We start from the raw sequence: 18,468 nt of genomic DNA on the forward strand, positions 1-18,468 counted from the left end.
GAACCGGGACGTTCCTTAGAACTTCCGCAGAACAGGGACAGACCTGCAGGTCTGTCCCACTTTTACGGAAGTTCTAAGGAACGTCCCTGTTCTTCGCTTTTTACCTTTTCCCCGCCACCGCCACCACCAGGAAGGAAACGAAATACAGGGCCATGAGGGGGCCCATCATCAGCATCATGTTGTAGATGTCCGGGGTGGGGGTGATGATCGCCGCCAGGACCGTGCAGAAGAGCAGGGCGTGCCGCCAGCGGTTCAGGAAGAAGCCCGGCTTGAGCCATCCCAGGCGCGCGAGGAAAAAGGAAAGCAGCGGCGTCTCGAAGGCGAGCCCGAGGGCGATGATCATGCCGCCGCAGAAATTGATGAACTTCTTCGCGGAGATGAAGGCGCTTATCTCCTGCGACTCGAATCCCACCAGAAAGCCGATGCCTGCCGGAAGAATGACGAAATAGCCGAGGAGCGCGCCGGCAAGGAACAGGAGGGATGCCACGACGATGACGGGGAGGCCCCACCCGCTCCACGAGGGGACGTGCGGGACGATCGTGACGCGCCACAGCAGGTACCCGGCGAACGGGAGCGTCAGGACGAACGCGATGTAGATCGACAGGGAAGCGAGGGCGATGAACCCTTCGTCCGGCGAGTAGGAGACGAGCTGCCTGCCGAGGAGGCCCACCATCGTCTCCAGAACCCGCTCCGAGAAGGGGAAGCAGGCCGCCGCGAGGAGGAGGAACAGCCCGACGCAGGCGGCGAGCCCCTTGCGCGCCTTCTCCACCCCGGTGATGATCGTCGTGAACCGGTTTTCCAGCGGTGCGGCTTCCTTTCCCCCGGCGGGATCCGCGCGGGCCGCTAAGACATCTTACCGCAGAGAACGGGGCGACAGAACGGAGGACTCCTTGACCAGATTCGATTCCGATTATGTGCCGGCCTCCGCGATGGCCATCTACGCCCATCCGGACGACATCGAGTTCACGATCGCCGGCACCGTGGCGAAATGGGCGGACGCGGGGTGCGACATCACCTTCGTGCTGATCACCAGCGGAGACTCGGGCACGCACGACACGCGTTACACCCGGAAAAGCCTCGCGCGCGTCCGGGAGCGCGAGGAGCGGGAGGCCGCGCGGATCCTTGGCGCATCACGGGTGGTCTTCCTCGGGAAGCACGACTGCGAGCTGGAGCCCACCATGGCGCTCCGCAAGGAGCTGATCCGGCAGATCCGGCGGCACCGGCCGGAGGTGGTCCTCTGCGGCGACCCGCAGTCGCTGTTCTTCGGGAACCAGTACATCAACCATCCGGACCACATCGTCGCGGGCAAGGTCGCGCTGGAGGCGGTGTTCCCCGGCTCCGAGATGGAGCTTCTCTGGCCCGGGCTGGGGAAGGCCCACAAGGTCCACGCCGTCTACGTGAGCTCCACGCTCCACCCCGACACCTGGATCGACATCGGGAAGACGATCGACCGGAAGATCGATTCGCTCAAGGCGCATGAAAGCCAGCTCGGGGAGCGCGACATCGCCCCGATGATCTACGAGTGGGCGCGGGGGGACGGCCGCTTCGCGGTCGTGGAGAGGGGTCTCGCCAAGGGGAAGGGGCGGGCCCGCAGGCCGAAGTACGCCGAATCGTTCCGGATCATGCGTCTGCTGAAGGACGAGCCCACGGAAAAGGACTGAGACGGCAGGCCGGGAGGAGGCGGCACAAAGCCGCTCAGGCGACCCGGTTCTTCAGGTGCCGCCGGACGTACCAGACGATCCCGGCGACGATGACCGCGCCGATCAGCAGGTCGAACTTGTGGAAATATCCGCGCAGCGTCGGCCAGTTCTCGCCCAGCTTCATCCCGATGTACGCCAGCCCGTAGCACCACGGCAGCGACCCCGCGAAGGTGTAGGCGATGAAGCGCGTCATGTCCATGCGGGCCACGCCGGCGGGAAAGGCGATGAAGGTCCGGATGACGGGAAGCAGCCGGGCGATGAAGACCGTCGCCTCGCCGTGGCGCTTGAACCACCGGTCGGCCAGGTCGAGGTCGTGGTGCGACATCAGGATGTATTTCCCGTACTTCTCGATCAGCGGCCGCCCCCCGTACATGCCGAGATAGTACGCGGGGATCGAGCCGACCACGCACCCGAAGGCGCCCGCCAGCGCCACTCCCCAGAGCGTGTGCTCCCCCTTGTAAACGAGGTAGCCGGAAAACGGCATGATGATCTCCGACGGCAGCGGGATGCAGGCGGACTCGATCGCCATCAGCAGGACGATCCCGGGGAGGCCGAGCCCGGAAATCACGTAGATGATGAATCCGGCGAGCGCTTCGAGGATTCGGGTGACCATCGCCCGGACAGTTTAACGGAAAACCGGGGGGAGGCAAGGAGTGTTCGCGCCGCAGGAGTGTTCGCGCCGCCGGCGGGTTCGCGATAAACTGTAGCCGGTGCACGGTCATTCCCCGGAAAGGTGCGCTCCGTTGATCAAGGATCCCGTCGTCCTCCTGCAGAACATGGTGCTGTCGCTGTCCGACGCCATCGACCTGGTGCATCTCATCGCCGTCGACCACCAGGTGCGCACGGCATACATGGCCCTGCAGCTCACCATGCCCGCGAAACGCTCCCTCGAGGAGCAGACCGACCTCCTCTACGCCGCCGCGCTCCACGACATCGGCATCCTTTCGGTGGAAGACCGGATCGACCTGATGAAGGGGGACGTCGAGGACCTCGAGCATCACATGCATCTGGGCGCGGACCTGCTCGCACGGTTCGACCCGTTCCGGACCGCCTCCGCGATCGTGCTCCATCACCACAAGCCCTGGACCTCGCCGGACAACTGGGAGGGCGTTCCGGAGACCGTCCGCGTTTCCGCCAACGCCATCCACCTGGCCGACACGGTGGAGCGGATGATCCGCCGCGACGTGGGCGTCCTGGGCCAGGTCCCGGAGATCGTCGCCGCCGTGCAGCGCTTGAAGGGGGATTGGTTCCATCCGGACCTGGTGGACGTCTTCATGGACCTTTCGAGGGTCGAGTCGTTCTGGCTGGACGCCGTGTCCCCGCGGGTCGGCGCGATCGTGTCGGGGATCATGGAGTGGCCGCGCGTCATCCTCAAGATCGACGGGCTGGAGCAGGCAGGCCGGATCCTCTCCCGCGTCGTCGATTACCGCAGCTCGTACACCGCCACCCACTCCAGCGGGGTAGCCGCCTCGGCCGACCTGCTCGCCCGGCGGCTCTACTTCGAGGAGCGCGAGTGCCGGCTGCTCCGGATCGCCGGGCACCTGCACGACATGGGGAAGGTATCCGTCCCCAACGCCATCCTCGAGAAGGACGGGAAGCTCTCGTCGCCGGAGTTCGACGTGATCCGGGGGCACGCCTACCACACGCACCAGATCCTGGGCAACATCGGCGGCTTCGAGGAGATCACGGAGTGGGCGTCGTTCCACCACGAGCGGATGGACGGCCACGGCTATCCGTTCCATCACAAGGGGGAGGCGCTTTCCCTCGGCTCGCGGATCGTGGCGGTGGCGGACGTGTTCACCGCGCTCATGGAAAACCGCCCCTACCGGAAAGGGGTGGACCGGGGGACGGGAGTGAGGATCCTCAAGGAGTTCTCCACGAGGGGCTCGCTCGATCCCCGGATCGTCTCGGTGCTGCTCGACGACTTCGATGCGATCGACAAGGGAAGGGCCGAGGCGGAGGCGATCCACGCCGAGGAGTTCTCCCGCCCCGTCATAAGCGGAGGCCCCGGGCCGGCCTGATCGCCCCGCGGGCCAGCGGTCCAGCGATTACCCCACGGTGATGTACGGGGGGCCGATGGAGAGGGTCGGCTGGGCGTCCCCGACGGGGACCCCCTGGCCCTCCTTGCCGCAGGTGCCGATCCCGAAGCCCAGGTCCGACCCGACCCGGTCGATCGTCGAGAGCACCTCGGGGCCGTTGCCGGTGATCGTCGCCCCGCGAACCGGCTCCCCGCGCTTCCCGCCCTCGATCCGGTACCCTTCCGCGACCTCGAACATGAAGTCGCCGGTGACGGTGTTCACCTGCCCGCCCCCCATCTTCACGACGAGCAGCCCCCGGTCGACGCCGGAGAGCACCTCTTCCGGAGGGGTGGCGCCCGGAAGGATGACGGTGTTCGTCATCCGGGGGATCGGCTTCCGGCGGTACGACTCGCGGCGGCCGTTCCCGGTCGGCGGGACGCCCTCCCGCATCGCCGAGAGCCGGTCGTGCAGGAACCCCTTGAGGATCCCGTTCTCGACGACGAGCGTCTTCTGCCCGGGAGTCCCCTCGTCGTCGATGCCGAAGGAGCCGCGCTTGCCCGGGAGCGTCGCGTCGTCCGCGATGGAGATCAGCGGGCTCGCGATCCGCTGCCCCAGCCGGTCCTTGTAGACCGACATCCCCCGAAGGGCGAGGTCCGCCTCGAGTCCGTGCCCGATCGCCTCGTGCACCATCGTGCCGCCCGCCTCGGAGGAGACGACCACCGGCATCCGCCCGCCGGGGAGCTTCATGGCGCGTAGCGCCCGGACCGCCCTGCCCGCGGACTTGCGGGCCAGCGCCTCCGGGACGCCGTCTTCGAGGAACTCCAGCCCGCAGGTCCCGCCGGCGGATTCGTACCCCATCGTCAGCCCCGATGCGTCGCCCGCCACGCTCTGGACCCCGAGGACGCCGTATGTCTGGTCCTCGGCGACGTAAATCCCGGGATGCGCGGCGATCTCGATGCGCCGCTGCGATTCCCCGTAGGTCGCGCGGAGCTGCCGGACTTCCCCGGAGACGCCGCGCGCGATCCGGTCGATCTCCCGCACCATCGCCACCTTCTCCGCGATCCCGCGCGAGGCGGGAGGGATGCGGACGACGGACGGGCCTTCCACTGCCCGGGGGCCGGAGGGGAGATCGACGGGCGCGCCGCCGCCTTCCGCGTACCGTGAAAGGTCGGTCGCAAGGGAGAGCAGGGCGTCCCCGGAAAGCTCATTCGTGTAGGCGTAATAGGTCTTCTCCCGGAAAAGGAGCCGGATGCCGGTTCCCGCATCGGTCCCGGAGACCACCCGCTCGACGCGCCCGTCCTCGAGGAGGATAGAGAGGGAACGGACCTCCTCGCGGAACAGCTCGGCGTACTCCCCCCCTCGGGAAAGAAGGGCAAAAAGAATCCTTTCGACGGGCAGATCGATGAGCGTCCGGGCGGCGGCCAAGGGGTCTCCTCCTGAGGGATATCCGCTTAGTGTATAATAACTTTTCCTGCAATTATTCCGGGGGTACGGATGAAAACCTTTGCGGTGGCGGGGGCGTTGGCCCTCTTTCTTTTCGGGATCCAGGGGGAGGCGGCCGGCGGGCGCATCGTGTCGAGGGCGCAGGCCGGCGTGGGCCGCTCCTACGCCGAGTTCCTCTCCGGGCACCTCGAATCCCGGGCAGGCAACCTGGACGCGGCGCTGAAATGGTACCAGAGGGCGCTGAAATCCGCCGGGGACAACTCCGAAATCCTTTATGAGATCGCAAGGATCCACGTGCAGAAGGGGCGGCTGCAGGACGCCCGGGAGGCGCTGGCGAAGGCGCTGGAGACGGATCCGGGCCACACGCGGTCGCGTTACCTGATGGGGGGGATCCTCGCCGCTTCGGGCGAGCGCGACAAGGCGCTCCAGGAATACGAACGGGTGCTGAAGGAAGACCCGGAGAACGAGGAGGCGTACCTCCACCTGGCCACGCTCCACGCCGAGATGGACCAGGCCGGGAAGGCGGAGGAAGTTCTGACCCGGCTGCTCGCGAAGGACCCCGGCTCGCACCTGGGCCTCTACTACCGCGGGCGGATCCGCGCGGCGCAGAAGAAGTACGAGCCGGCGCTGGCCGATTTCGACAAGGCGCTCGAGACCGCCCCCGGCTTCGAGCCGGCGCTGGTGGACTCGGGCACCATCCTGGAGATCCTCGACCGGAACGATGAGGCGGAGAAGCGGTACCGGATGGCGCTGCACGTCTCCCCGGGGAACGCGCAGGTCCGCGAGCGGCTCGGCCGGCTGCTCGTCCGGGAGAAGAAGATCGACCAGGCGGTGGGGCAGTACGAGGAGCTGAAGAAGTTCGCCCCCACCAGCACGGAAGTGCGGACGAAGCTGGGTCTTTTATACCTCGAGCGCGACCAGTTCGACGCGGCGATCAACGAGTTCTCCTTCGTCCTGAAGGAGGAGCCGGGGAATCCGCAGGCCCGGTTCTTCCTGGGGGCCGCGTACGTCGAGAAGGGAGCGCTCGAGGAAGCCGAGCAGGCGTTCCGCAAAGTGCCGGAGGACGTCGCGCTGTACCGCGACGCGCAGCTTCGCCTCGCGATGCTCCTCTCCCGGCAGAAGAAGGGCGGCGAGGCGATCGAGACCGTCCGGAATCTGCGGACGAGGTTCCCGGAGGACGTCGACCTGATGGTGCTGCACGGCAACCTGCTGGAGGAGGAGAAACGGTACGAAGACGCGCTGGCCGTCCTCGGCGAGGCGACCGCGAAGGCGCCCGACAACGAGGGGGCCTGGTTCTCCCTCGGGGTGGTCCAGGACAAGATGGGAGGGCGGCTGGACAACGTGATCGCCGCGATGGAGAAGGTGATCGCAATCAACCCGAAGCACGCCACCGCCCTGAACTATCTCGGCTACACGTACGCCGACCGGAACATCCGGCTGGACGAGGCGGAGAAGCTCATCCTGCGGGCGATGGAGGTGCGCCCCGACGACGGCTTCTTCATCGACAGCCTCGCGTGGGTCTACTACCGCAAGGGCGATTACCCGCGGGCCGAGGAGACGCTGCGGCGGGCGCTCTCGTTCATCCCGGACGATCCCGTCGTCATCGAGCACCTGGGGGACGTCCTCGCCGCGCAGGGGAAGACGGAAGACGCGGCCGCCCAGTACGAGAAGGCCATCGCCAAGGGGCACGAGAAGAAGGACGAGGTCGCGGCGAAGCTGAAGAAAATCCGCAACGCGCGGTCTACGGGGAAGTGAGCGGAAGGGGCCCGCGCCTCCTTTTCGCGCCGCTGCTGGCGGCGCTCGCCTTCCTTGCCGCTTGCGCTCCGGCGCGCCCGCTCCTGACGGGGCCCGAGGGGGAGCAGGCGGCCCGCTTCTTCGCCCGCATGACGGAGGCGGCGGCGTTCCCGGTCAAGGCGTCGTTTTCCGGCGTCGCCCGCTCCTCCGGGCGGGACGCCATGCCCTTCATCGCCGGCGTGAACGCGCCTTCCGAGGCGGCGGAACTGCTCGGGCTGTACGATCCCGCCGGCGGGGCGGTGGCGTTTCTCGCAAACAACGGCCGGACGCTGGAGCTCTCCCGCGGCCCGATGGCGGAGCTCGCGGGAAACTGGAAGGCGCGGAAAGTCGCGGCGGGCCCCGTGTCGCTGGGGCGGATCCTCTCCGGCGCGCCGGGGTACCCTGTTACCGGAGGAGAGACGACGCGGGGAGAGGACGGAGGCTGGGTGCTCTCCGACGAGCGGCAGACGCTGTATTCCGACCCCGGCCGCCGGTTCCTCGCCCGGGCCAAGTACCGCCTCGGAGGCGTCGAGGCGGCGGTGGAGTATCCCGGGAGGGATTCCGCGGCCCCGCCCGCCCGGATCGAGGCGGCGTCCCGCGGTTTGACCATCTCGCTGCGGAGGGATCCCGAATGAGCCGCCGCCCGTTCCCGCGCCTCGTCCCGCTCGCATTGGTCCTCTTCGCGCTGGCCGCGGCGTGCGACCGCGGAAAGGAAAGACCCGAGGCGGGGGCGACGTCCGACGTCCCCGCGTACGGCGACGCCCTCGTGGAAGGAAGCATCGCCGACATCAGCGGCTTCCTCGCCGCCGTCACCTCGGACTCCGCGTCGCACGGGGCGGCGGGTTACGTCTTCAACGGGCTGGTCCGGTACGACAAGGATCTGAAGCTGGAAGGCGACCTGGCCGAATCGTGGGAGGTTTCCCCCGACGGGAGGAAAATCACCTTCCGCCTGCGCAAGGGCGTAAAGTGGCAGGACGGCGCGCCCTTCACCTCGGAAGACGTCCTGTTCACCTACCGGAAGATGGTCGACCCGAAGACGCCCACCGCGTACGGCGAGGACTTCAAGCAGGTGACGCGCGCCTACGCCCCCGACCCGCACACCTTCGTCGCGGAGTACGAGCGTCCCTTCGCCCCCGCCCTGGCCTCGTGGGGGATGCACATCCTGCCGAAGCATCTGCTGGAGGCGTATCCCGATATCTCGAAGAGCCCGCTGAACAAGAGGCCGGTCGGGACCGGCCCGTACCGCTTCACGGAATGGAAGACGGCCGAGAAGACCGTCTTCGACGTCTATCCCGATTACTACGAGGGGAGGCCGTACATCTCCCGCGTGGTCACGCGCGTCATCCCGGACCTCGCGACGATGTTCCTCGAGCTCAAGTCGGGCGGGCTCGACCTGATGAACCTGACACCGCTCCAGTACAAGCGCCAGACCGACACCAAGGAGTTCCGCAAGTCGTTCACCAAGTACCGCTACCTAGCCTCCGCGTACACGTACCTCGGATTCCGGCTGGGCCATCCCTTCTTCAAGGACCGCCGGGTCCGGCAGGCGATCGCCCATGCGGCCAACAAGCAGCAGGTCATCGACGGCGTCCTGCTCGGACTGGGGCAGGAGGCGACCGGCCCCTACAAGCCCGGGACGTGGGCGCACAACCCGAATGTGAAGCGGTATCCGTACGACCCGGAGGAAGCGAAGGCGCTGCTGGTCGAGGCGGGATGGAAGGAGAAGGACAAGGACGGCATCCTGGTGAAGGACGGGCGCCGGTTCGAGTTCGAGGTGCTGACGAACGCGGGGAACAAGGGGCGCGAGCAGACCGCGGCCATCCTCCAGCAGAACCTCGACGCGGTCGGGATCAAGATGGGGATCCGCACCGTGGAGTGGGCGGCCTTCATCAACGAGTTCGTGAAGAAGCGCAAGTTCGACGCACTGATCCTCGGCTGGACCATCACCCCCGATCCGGACCAGTACGACATCTGGCATTCGTCCAAGACCGGACCCGACGAGCTGAACCACATCGGCTACGCCAATGCCGAAGTCGACCGGCTCCTGGAGGAGGGGCGACGCACCTTCGACGTCGAGAAGCGGAAGAAGGCGTACTTCCGGATCCAGGAGATCCTCGCGGAGGAGCAGCCGATCGTCTTCCTCTACTACCCGGACGCGCTGCCCGCCGTCCACAAGCGGATCCGCGGGATCGTTCCCGCGCCCGCGGGGATCACGTACAATTTCATCAAGTGGTACGTCCCGAAGGGGGAGCAGAGGTACACCACGTTCCAGCAATAGGAGAGCGATGCTCCGCTATCTCGTCCGCAGGGTCCTGATCTCCGTCCCGCTCCTGATCGGGATCAGCCTGATCACATTCGGCGTGATCAACATGGCCCCGGGCGGGCCCATCGGAATCTCCGCCGACCTCAATCCAAAAGCCACCGCGGAATACCGGGAACGGCTCAAGGCGTATTACGGACTCGACCAGCCGCTGTATATCCAGTATGGCCGGTGGCTCAAGAAGATGGCGGTCCTCGACTTCGGCGACAGCTTCTCCCCCGACGGCCGCAAGGTGTGGGACAAGATCCGGGAGCGGATCCCGGTGACCCTGGGCATCAACATCCTTTCGATGACGCTGATTTTCCTCGTCGCGGTGCCGCTGGGGATCTATTCGGCCGTGCGCAAGGGCTCCGTCTTCGACCGGGTCACGACGGTCACCGTGTTCACAGGGTTCGCCATCCCCTCGTACTGGCTCGCCCTGCTGCTGATGATCCTGTTCGGCGTCAAGCTCGGCTGGCTGCCGATCTCGGGGCTCGTGTCGATGGAGCACGACTCCCTCACCCTGGCGGGCCGGCTCCTGGACCGGGCGCGGCATCTCGTCCTTCCGGTCTTCATCGCGGGCTTCACCGGGCTGGCGGGAATCTCCCGCTACATGCGGTCGAACATGCTCGAGGTGATCCGGCAGGACTACGTGGCCACCGCGCGCGCCAAGGGGCTCCCCGAGCGGAAGGTCGTGTTCCGCCACGCCGTGCGCAACGCGCTGCTGCCGGTGATCACGATCCTCGGCCTGTCGGTGCCGGAGCTGCTGGGCGGGGCGGTGATCTTCGAGACGATCTTCGCGATCCCCGGCATGGGGCAGCTCTTCTTCCAGGGGGTGATGTCGCGCGACTATCCCCTGGTCATGGGGATGCTCACCATCGGCGCGTTCCTGACGCTCCTCGGCAACATCCTGGCCGACGTGGGGTACGCGATGGCGGATCCGCGGATCAAGACGGAGCGCGCGGGATGACGGGGCACTCCATCTTCCTGGAAACGCTGCGGCGGCTATCCCGCAACCCGCTCGCGGTCGCAGGCGGGGCGGTCGTCCTGTTCTTCGTTCTCCTGGCGCTGTTCCCCGTGGTCTTCACCGGCCTCGACCCGAACCGGGTCGACATCCTGAAGATCCTCGACCCGCCGTCCGGGGCGCACCCGCTGGGGACCGACGACCTCGGGCGGGACGTGCTCGCGCGGATGATCCACGGGGCGCGGATCTCCCTTTCGGTCGGCTTCGTGGCGGAGAGCATCGCCATCGGCATCGGGCTCGTCATCGGGCTGCTGTCAGGGTATTACGGAGGGCGGGTCGATTCCGTGCTGATGCGCTTCGTCGACATCATGCTGTGCTTCCCCACCTTCTTCCTGATCCTGGCGGTCATCGCCTTCATCGGCCCATCGATCTGGAACATCATGATCATAATCGGCGTGACCGGCTGGATGGGGGTGGCGCGCCTGGTGCGCGCCGAGACGCTCTCCCTGAAAGAGCGCGACTTCGTGGCGGCGGCCCGGGCGCAGGGGGCGGGGACCGCGCGGATCATGTTCCGCCACGTCCTGCCGAACACGCTGGCCCCGATCCTCGTGGCCGCCACGCTGGGTGTGGCCGGGGCGATACTGGTCGAGTCGGGGCTCTCGTTCCTCGGGATCGGCGTCCAGCCGCCGACGCCGTCGTGGGGCAACATCCTCGCCGCAGGGAAGGACTACATCGAGTTCGCCTGGTGGCTTTCCCTCTTCCCCGGGCTGGCGATCTTCCTGACCGTGCTGGCGTACAACCTGCTGGGCGAAGGGATCCGCGACGCCGTGGACCCCCGGCTGAAAGGTCGGTAAGGCGGCATGGCCGAGAAGCTGCTCGAGGTGCGGAAGCTGCGCGTCTCCTTCGAGACGGAGAAGGGGACGGTGCGGGCGCTGTTCGGCGTCTCCTTCGAGGTCGCCCCCGGGGAGACGGTGGGGCTGGTCGGCGAGTCGGGCTGCGGCAAGACGGTCACGGCGCTCTCGATCCTGCGGCTCCTGGCATCCCCTCCCGCCATAGTGGAGGGCGGCGAGGTCCTGCTGCGCGGCGAGAACCTGCTCGCCCTGCCGGAGAAGCGGATGTGCGACGTGCGCGGGAAGGCGATCTCGATGATCTTCCAGGAGCCGATGAGCTCGCTGAACCCGGTGCTGACGGTGGGCGACCAGGTCGCGGAGGTCTTCACGGCGCACGGCGTCTGCGGGAAGAAGGAGGCGGCGGCGCGGGCGGTCGAGTGGCTGCGGAAGGTGCGGATGCCCGACCCGGAACGGCGGGCGCGGGAGTACCCGCACCAGATGAGCGGCGGGATGCGGCAGCGGGCGATGATCGCGATGGCGCTGGCGCTCTCCCCGTCGCTGGTGATCGCCGACGAGCCCACGACGGCGCTCGATGTGACGATCCAGGCGCAGATCATGGCGCTGCTGCAGGAGATGCGGGCGCAGGAACGCGTGGCGACCCTGCTCATCACGCACGACCTGGGGGTGGTGCACGACTTCGCCGACCGGACCGCGATCATGTACCTGGGGCGGATCGTGGAGATCTCGCCCACTAAGGAGCTGTTCGCCGACCCGGTCCACCCGTACACGCAGGGGCTGCTCGCCTCCCTGCCGGGGAAGAACCGCGGCGTGAAGCGGCTGCCGTCGATCCCGGGGACCGTGCCCGATCTGACCACCGTCCCTCCGGGCTGCCCCTTCGCGGACCGCTGCCCCTTCCGCCGCGCCGCGCTCGAGCGGTTCCGCTCCGGGCAGGATTCCGCCGACACCCTGGCGGTGTGCGACCGCGAGGACCCGCCGCTGATCGAGTACGCCCCGGGGCACCTGGCGGCGTGCCACTACCAGCGCGCAGCAAGGGGAGGGAAGACAAGCGGAGGAGAGGCGAGCGGAGCGGAGGCGAGCGGAGGGAAGGCGAATGGAGGGGTTGCGCGATGAGCGACGCCCTTTATCGGCCGGATACGAACGGCGCGCTCCTGTCGCTTGCCAACGTCTACAAGACGTTCCCCGTGCGCAAGTCGTTCTTCTCGGCCGAGGAGCTGCGCGTTCATGCCGTCGACGGCGTCTCCGTATCCGTCGCTCCGGGGAAGACATTGGGGCTGGTGGGCGAGTCGGGATGCGGGAAGACCACGCTCGGCCGGCTGGCGATCCGTCTGCTCGATCCGGACTCGGGTTCGATCCGCTTCGACGGGAAGGACATCGCGAAGCTCGACGGCGAGGCGCTGCGGGTAACACGCCGCCAGATGCAGATCATCTTCCAGGACCCGTACTCCTCCCTCAACCCGCGGATGAAGGTGCGCGACATTGTGGGGGAAGGGTGGCTGGTCCACGGGCTGGCGAAGGGGGCCGATCTCCGGGAGCGGGCATCGAAGCTGCTGGAGCGGGTGGGGCTCTCGGCCGAGGCGGGGGAGAAATACCCCCACGAGTTCTCCGGCGGCCAGCGCCAGCGGATCGGCATCGCCCGGGCGATCGCGCTTTCTCCCAAGCTCGTGGTTGCCGACGAGCCGGTCTCGGCGCTCGACGTCTCGGTGCAGGCGCAGATCCTCAACCTCCTCAAGGACCTCCAGGACGAGTACGGGATGGCCTACCTGTTCGTCTCCCACGACCTGCGGGTCATCCGTCACGTGAGCGACGACGTGGCGGTGATGTACCTGGGGAAGATCATGGAGCTGGGACCGGCCGCGGAGCTGTTCCACAAGCCGCTCCATCCGTACACCCGCAGCCTGCTTTCGGCAGTCCCGATGCTGGGAGACGCGCCTTCGGAGCACATCGTCCTTTCCGGCGAGATCCCCAGCCCGATCGCCCCGCCGCCGGGGTGCCGATTCCACACCCGCTGCTTCATGGCGCAGAAGATATGCTCGGAAGTCTGTCCGCTCCTGCGCGAAGCCGCCCCGGGGCGGTTCGCAGCGTGCCATTTCGTGTAGATCCCTGTCTGCCGGTCTCCATGTTGCATATGGAGGAGGACATGAGCGGAACCAAAGTCACCGGACCTTCTCAGCAGGGCGACGCGTCAGGTCCGCGGATCACCGTGGAACACAGTTTCCCGGAGTCGCAGATCGCTCGCACAACGATATCGACCGGCATCGACCTAATCGGCCGCTTGCGCGAGGAGGTCCGGAAAAGACACTACAGCGGCCGAACCGAAGACGCCTACGCGGACTGGGTCGGCCGCTTCCTGCGTTTTCACGGAAACCGCGACCCGCTTGAGATGGGAAAGGAAGAGGTCGAGCGGTTCCTTTCCCACCTGGCCGTCGACAAGGACGTCTCGGCCTCCACGCAGAACCAGGCCTTCAGCGCCCTGTTATTCCTTTACAAGGAAGTGCTGGGCATCCGTCTCGAATGGATCGACGGAGTGGTGCGGGCCAAGCGGCCGAAGCGTCTGCCCGTGGTGCTCACGCGAGATGAGGTCTCGGCCGTCTTCTGCCACTTGTACGGGACAAACCTTATCGCCGCCATGCTGCTGTACGGCGCCGGCCTGCGCCTGCTCGAGTGCCTGGAGCTGCGGATCAAGGACATCGATTTCGGGTATCGGCAGATCACCGTCCGCGGAGGGAAGGGAAACAAGGACCGCGTCACGATGCTTCCGGCAGCGGTCGATGCGCGTCTCAAACTGCACATCGAGGATGTCCGCGCCCGTCATGAAAAGGATTTGAAGAAAGGGGGCGGATACGTTACGCTTCCGAAAGCGCTGGGGAAAAAGTATGTCAACGCCGACCATTCCTGGGGATGGCAATGGGTCTTTCCTGCGCATCGACAGTACCGGGACCCCGAAAGCGGACGCCTGTACCGCCATCACCTCGACGAGTCCGTCCTCCAGCGCGCGGTAAAGGATGCCGCCAACCGGGCCGACGTGAAGAAAATCGTCACCTGCCACACCTTCCGGCACTCGTTTGCCACCCACCTCCTCGAAGAGGGATACGACATCCGGACGATACAGGAGCTGCTGGGGCACCGGGACGTCAGTACCACGATGATATACACCCACGTCCTGAACCGCGGCGGGCGCTGCGTACGAAGCCCGATGGACTTTTTGCGGTAAGTCCCCCCACAGCCCATCGCCGCCCAGCAAAACCCGCTTCCTCACAGCCTATCCTCACTCCGTCCAATCACCACTCCGTCCGAACAGGGCGGTTTAAAAGCAATCCCCATCTTTCAGAAATCGCTCCTGAATTAAATAGAACTCGTATTCAGGGTGTATTCCTTTCGGATTACAACGGACTGGTAACAACCTAATTTAAGTTGGGCAGACGTCACGACAATATTTTCAAGAGGGTGATGTTTTCGCGACCTCTTGACTATATGTCAAATATGACATAGGATGGCAACAGGTGAGCCCGAAGGAAAAACCTTTGGTGTGGCTGCATGGGGAGGTGAAAACGCCTCCGTTTTCACGTGAGGCGCGGCAGGAGACCGGATATCTGCTTCGGTTGCTACAGCGGGGAAAAAGTTTGTCGATGCCGCAATCGCGGCCCATGCCATCCATCGGGCCACGCTGTCATGAGCTTCGAATTGTGGATGAAGATGTCATTTGGCGAATCGTGTACCGAGTAGATCCAGATGCCGTGGTGATTTTGGAGGTGTTCAGCAAAAAGACAAATCGCACGCCAATTCCGGTGATCGAGGTGTGCAAGAAACGATTGAGAAACTACGAGTCATAAACAGAGGGCGCACCCATGATGGATAAGAGCAAGAGGAAACGTCTGGAAGCCAAGGGTTGGAAGGTGGGAACCGCAGAAGAGTTTCTGGAGCTATCTGCCGAGGAAGCTCGCTACATCGATTTGAAGCTGGCGTTGAGCGAGCACCTGAAGCGGCGCAGGATTCGGAAGAAGCTCACCCAGGAGCAGCTGGCAAGTCTTATGAGTTCAAGCCAGTCTCGAGTGGCAAAAATGGAGGCGGGTGACCCTTCTGTTTCCTTGGATCTATTGGTGAGATCTCTTTTGACCTTAGGAGCTTCTGAAAAAGACTTGGCGAAAGTGATTGCCGAGGCAGCTGGTTGACGCTGCCCAACTACAGGCTGAAGCTGGCGGCTCCATCGGACACGCTGCTTGCAGCGTTTGGATGCGGTGGGCAAGCTGCGTGCCCTCGGCCCGCAGCTTAGCCTGGGCGTTAGGTTCACCTCCTGGGGATTTAGAGAAAATGAGTTGGAAATGCACATGCGGTGGTATCAATAGGGATTATGAGGTTCGTTGTGTTAGTTGTGGTTTGGATATTTACGATGACGAATTTAATATAATTAAAAATGAGAAAAACGATTCAGTATTAAATACGCCTGGGTATATTCAGCCTAATCCAAATAAGATAGAGCCAAATTCAATAGTTGATAAGGAGTTAAAATATAGATTAGGAGCACTAATATTTGGAATATTATTAGCTATATTTATTATAGGTTTAATAGTCGCTGAAATGTCTCCGTGGGAAATATCAACTAATATGTGGAGTTATATAATTTATATAATTATTGCATTTGGTATTCTTGGTTTCATATTTAAAGACAAATTTTTTGATTTCGTAATGAAAGTAATGAAATGGTTTTTCATAATTTAGGAGGGAACCTAACTACAGGCTGAAGTTGGCGGCTCCATCGTTCACGCTGCTTGCAGGTTTTGTTCGCCGTCGGCAAGCTGCGCGCCCTCGGCCCGCAGCTTAGCCTGGGCGTTAGACGGATATCAAGGAGAATATAAGAGTCTATGACAAGAAACAGGATACATGCACTGGTGACGCTATCAACGTTTATTTGTTTATTTGTTTGCGATAAGGCCATAGGAGGCAGGAAAATCCCTGACGATAATCTTGGTTATCCCGTTCATATTATTTTGCCTACTGGAAATTCGGGATCTGGATTTTTTGTAAATACTGACAATGCATCGTATCTTGTAACTGCAAGCCACATATTTTTTGATAAAAAGACTAATCGATTAATATCAGATACAGGAGAATGTCGATCTTACGGTAAGGATCCGAATGACCAAGGTCGTCTTATTTTATCCTTGAACCTAAAGACGTTACTGTCTTCTCGAAATCTGCTCTATCATTCCTCACATGATGTTACGGTCCTGAAAATAGGGGTTCGATCAAATGTTGATAATACGGTCCGTACTAACCTAACGCCAGGAATTAAGTTAATATCAGTTCCGAAATCAGGCATGGTCGGTGTCGGACTTAAAGGCATAAAGAAATATGACGCCGTCCTTACTGCCAATGAAATTATTATATTTGGATATCCATCTTCTATAGGCTTGAAACAAATTCCTCAGATAGATTATGAGAAGCCTCTACTTCGCGTCGGAATAATTGCTGGAAAGAATAACACTAAGAGGACAATTATAATAGATTGCCCAGTATACCATGGTAATAGCGGTGGGCCGGTTTTGGAAATTGAAGAAGATGGTTTAGAAAAGCATTTTAATGCGATAGGTGTTGTTACTGAATTCATTCCGGCTGCTGAATATTGGAAAAATGAAACGAACAATTACGCAAATTTAACTCTAACTAATTCTGGATACGCTGTAGTAGAGCCGATGGACTATGTATTGGAACTAATAAACTCAATAGAAACTGTTAAATGATACCGTCTAACTACAGGCTGAAGCTGACGGCTCCTTCGTTCACGCCGCTTGCAGCGTGTGATTGCGGTTGGCAAGCTGCGTGCCCTCGGCCCGCAGCTTAGCCTGGGCGTTAGGTGGACAAAAAACTGTTGATGAAGATCTATTTGATGAAACCCTTTTTTACGAAAAACCTTTCTGGCTGTCGCCGCCGAGGAGGGTTTGCTTCAACGCATTGGAAACCGCGTCGTGGTGGGTGTCTGATGCCTGTGGTCCTTTGGTGACGCGGTCTGGATTTTTGTGGTTGACGCGGAATGCCGAGTGGGAAATTGTTATCGGGGCATTCCGCGGAGTGTACTTGCACCGCGGAGTGGGCAGTAGGTTTTGGACCTCATGACCCGCCTTGGTTTCCGTTTTCGCTGGCGAGGCGGGCGGCGTGAGATGAAGAGGCAAAATCTAATATGACAAAAGGAAAAGAAAGTCGTTTATTAGAAAACATATTATCTGTGGGTATGTTGTTTGTTATTAGTGGGTATATTCCTAAAACTTTTTATGGTTGGTTCGTAACAGTAGTGTTTTTAGGAACTTCATACGTAGTCAGCGTATTAATAATTGCAATGTTATTAAAGTCTGAATATGTTCAAAGTATAATAAATGAACCAAGTGTATTTTATGTGCCCAGAATATTACTGCACATAGTATCATTTATGCCCGTTTTGGTTTTTTTGGTTTTAATGTCTCCCTATTTAAAACCTTTCTATGAAAAACATTTTTGGATCTATTAAATGCCACCTAACTACAGGCTGAAGCTGGCGGCTCCTTCGGTCACGCTGCTTGCAGCGTGTGATTGCGGTGGGCAAGCTGCGCACCCTCGGCCCGCAGCTTAGCCTGAGCGTTAGGCTGACTTGACAGATAGTATGACGATGGTTATACTGCAAGTATGAAAACTGCCATATCGATACCGGACAAGGTTTTTCGTTCCGCCGACTCCTTGGCGAAGCGCCTTGGCGTATCCAGGAGCCAACTGTACGCAACGGCGATCACTGAATTCCTATTACGGCATCAGAGCCGAAAGGTGACGGAGCGCCTCGACCATATTTATGAAGAGGAAGATTCCTCTCTTGCGCCGGGGTTCGTTGCAGCTGAGATGAAATCACTACCTTCCGAGGAGTGGTGATGGAGCGAGGCACGGTATGGTGGGCGCAGCTCCCCGAACCGATCGCCTCGGAACCTGGATTTCGTCGGCCCGTAATTATTATTCAATCAAATGCATTCAACCGAAGTCGTATTCGAACGATCGTCGCCGTTGTCCTCACCTCTAATCTTCGCCTCGCCGATGCTCCTGGTAACGTTCTGATCCCTGCAACCGATTCCGGCCTTCCGAAAGATTCGGTCGCAAACGTTTCGCAGATCATTACGTTGGACCGAACATTTCTCACAGAAAAATGCGGGCGAATGCCAGCGCGAATCATGAAGGCTGTCGATGACGGCATACGGCTCGTGCTTTCGCTTTAATTGATTCGCAGCCTAACTACAGGCTGAAGCTGACGGCTCCATCGGTCACGCTGCTTGCAGCGTGTTATTGCTGTCGGCAAGCTGCGTGCCCTCGGCCCGCAGCTTAGCCTGGGCGTTGGGCAGACATTGCATAGGGATTATGAAAAAAACTGACTGTCTCGCAGAAATCTGTCGCAAGCATACTCTCCCGC

Annotated in this window: 18 protein-coding genes; 15 read left to right on the top strand and 3 right to left on the bottom strand. The window is 62.2% G+C overall.

The window, feature by feature from the left end:
- Positions 1-100: 100 nt before the first annotated feature.
- The gene (locus tag AB1346_04465) at positions 101-769 is read right to left on the bottom strand and encodes a twin-arginine translocase subunit TatC (GenBank protein MEW6719686.1); all 669 of its coding nucleotides are present in this window, start codon (positions 767-769) and stop codon (positions 101-103) included.
- 121 nt (positions 770-890) lie between these two features.
- Here AB1346_04465 and AB1346_04470 point away from each other — a divergent pair, with 121 nt between their 5' ends.
- Positions 891-1,661, top strand: coding sequence for a PIG-L family deacetylase (locus tag AB1346_04470; protein MEW6719687.1), 771 nt, complete (start codon positions 891-893; stop codon positions 1,659-1,661).
- Between the two features lie 34 nt (positions 1,662-1,695).
- Here AB1346_04470 and AB1346_04475 read toward each other — a convergent pair whose 3' ends face one another.
- Positions 1,696-2,313 (bottom strand): DedA family protein, encoded by a 618-nt coding sequence (locus tag AB1346_04475; GenBank protein ID MEW6719688.1) that lies wholly within the window; start codon positions 2,311-2,313, stop codon positions 1,696-1,698.
- A gap of 130 nt (positions 2,314-2,443) precedes the next feature.
- On the opposite strand from AB1346_04475, the gene AB1346_04480 reads away from it, so the two are divergent.
- Entirely contained in the window at positions 2,444-3,721 is a 1,278-nt protein-coding gene (locus AB1346_04480) for an HD domain-containing phosphohydrolase (GenBank protein ID MEW6719689.1), read from the top strand.
- A gap of 27 nt (positions 3,722-3,748) precedes the next feature.
- On the opposite strand, the gene AB1346_04485 is transcribed toward AB1346_04480, so the two are convergent.
- Positions 3,749-5,143 (bottom strand): TldD/PmbA family protein, encoded by a 1,395-nt coding sequence (locus tag AB1346_04485; GenBank protein MEW6719690.1) that lies wholly within the window; start codon positions 5,141-5,143, stop codon positions 3,749-3,751.
- Positions 5,144-5,212: 69 nt separating this feature from the next.
- Between AB1346_04485 and AB1346_04490 the strand changes: the two genes are divergently transcribed.
- The 13 genes from AB1346_04490 to AB1346_04550 all read left to right on the top strand — a co-directional run bounded on the left by AB1346_04490 (position 5,213) and on the right by AB1346_04550 (position 18,277).
- Complete coding sequence (locus tag AB1346_04490) at positions 5,213-6,916, top strand: tetratricopeptide repeat protein (protein ID MEW6719691.1); 1,704 nt, start codon at positions 5,213-5,215, stop codon at positions 6,914-6,916.
- Positions 6,913-7,569, top strand: coding sequence for a hypothetical protein (locus AB1346_04495; GenBank protein MEW6719692.1), 657 nt, complete (start codon positions 6,913-6,915; stop codon positions 7,567-7,569). The genes AB1346_04490 and AB1346_04495 overlap by 4 nt, the downstream gene beginning before the upstream one ends.
- Positions 7,566-9,212: a peptide-binding protein gene (locus tag AB1346_04500; protein ID MEW6719693.1), complete on the top strand. Its 1,647-nt coding sequence runs from the start codon at positions 7,566-7,568 to the stop codon at positions 9,210-9,212. The genes AB1346_04495 and AB1346_04500 overlap by 4 nt, the downstream gene beginning before the upstream one ends.
- A gap of 7 nt (positions 9,213-9,219) precedes the next feature.
- Positions 9,220-10,203, top strand: a complete 984-nt coding sequence (locus AB1346_04505; protein ID MEW6719694.1) for an ABC transporter permease — start codon at positions 9,220-9,222, stop codon at positions 10,201-10,203.
- A complete protein-coding gene (locus AB1346_04510; GenBank protein ID MEW6719695.1) occupies positions 10,200-11,051 on the top strand; it encodes an ABC transporter permease in 852 nt (283 codons plus the stop codon). The genes AB1346_04505 and AB1346_04510 overlap by 4 nt, the downstream gene beginning before the upstream one ends.
- Positions 11,052-11,057: 6 nt before the next feature.
- A complete protein-coding gene (locus tag AB1346_04515) occupies positions 11,058-12,158 on the top strand; it encodes an ABC transporter ATP-binding protein (protein ID MEW6719696.1) in 1,101 nt (366 codons plus the stop codon).
- The gene (locus AB1346_04520; protein MEW6719697.1) at positions 12,155-13,144 is read left to right on the top strand and encodes an oligopeptide/dipeptide ABC transporter ATP-binding protein; all 990 of its coding nucleotides are present in this window, start codon (positions 12,155-12,157) and stop codon (positions 13,142-13,144) included. Before AB1346_04515 ends, AB1346_04520 begins: the two co-directional genes overlap by 4 nt.
- A gap of 41 nt (positions 13,145-13,185) precedes the next feature.
- A complete protein-coding gene (locus tag AB1346_04525) occupies positions 13,186-14,259 on the top strand; it encodes an integron integrase (protein MEW6719698.1) in 1,074 nt (357 codons plus the stop codon).
- Positions 14,260-14,548: 289 nt separating this feature from the next.
- Positions 14,549-14,878: a type II toxin-antitoxin system RelE/ParE family toxin gene (locus AB1346_04530; protein MEW6719699.1), complete on the top strand. Its 330-nt coding sequence runs from the start codon at positions 14,549-14,551 to the stop codon at positions 14,876-14,878.
- Positions 14,879-14,896: 18 nt separating this feature from the next.
- A complete protein-coding gene (locus AB1346_04535; protein ID MEW6719700.1) occupies positions 14,897-15,217 on the top strand; it encodes a helix-turn-helix transcriptional regulator in 321 nt (106 codons plus the stop codon).
- Positions 15,198-15,764: a hypothetical protein gene (locus AB1346_04540; GenBank protein MEW6719701.1), complete on the top strand. Its 567-nt coding sequence runs from the start codon at positions 15,198-15,200 to the stop codon at positions 15,762-15,764. Before AB1346_04535 ends, AB1346_04540 begins: the two co-directional genes overlap by 20 nt.
- A gap of 143 nt (positions 15,765-15,907) precedes the next feature.
- Positions 15,908-16,786, top strand: coding sequence for a trypsin-like peptidase domain-containing protein (locus tag AB1346_04545; GenBank protein ID MEW6719702.1), 879 nt, complete (start codon positions 15,908-15,910; stop codon positions 16,784-16,786).
- A 1,152-nt stretch (positions 16,787-17,938) separates the two neighbouring features.
- On the top strand, positions 17,939-18,277 hold the full coding sequence (locus tag AB1346_04550) for a type II toxin-antitoxin system PemK/MazF family toxin (protein ID MEW6719703.1): 339 nt from the start codon (positions 17,939-17,941) through the stop codon (positions 18,275-18,277).
- Positions 18,278-18,468 lie beyond the last annotated feature (191 nt).

The organism is Thermodesulfobacteriota bacterium (genome assembly GCA_040758155.1).
Taxonomy (GTDB): Bacteria; Desulfobacterota; Deferrimicrobia; order Deferrimicrobiales; family Deferrimicrobiaceae; genus UBA2219.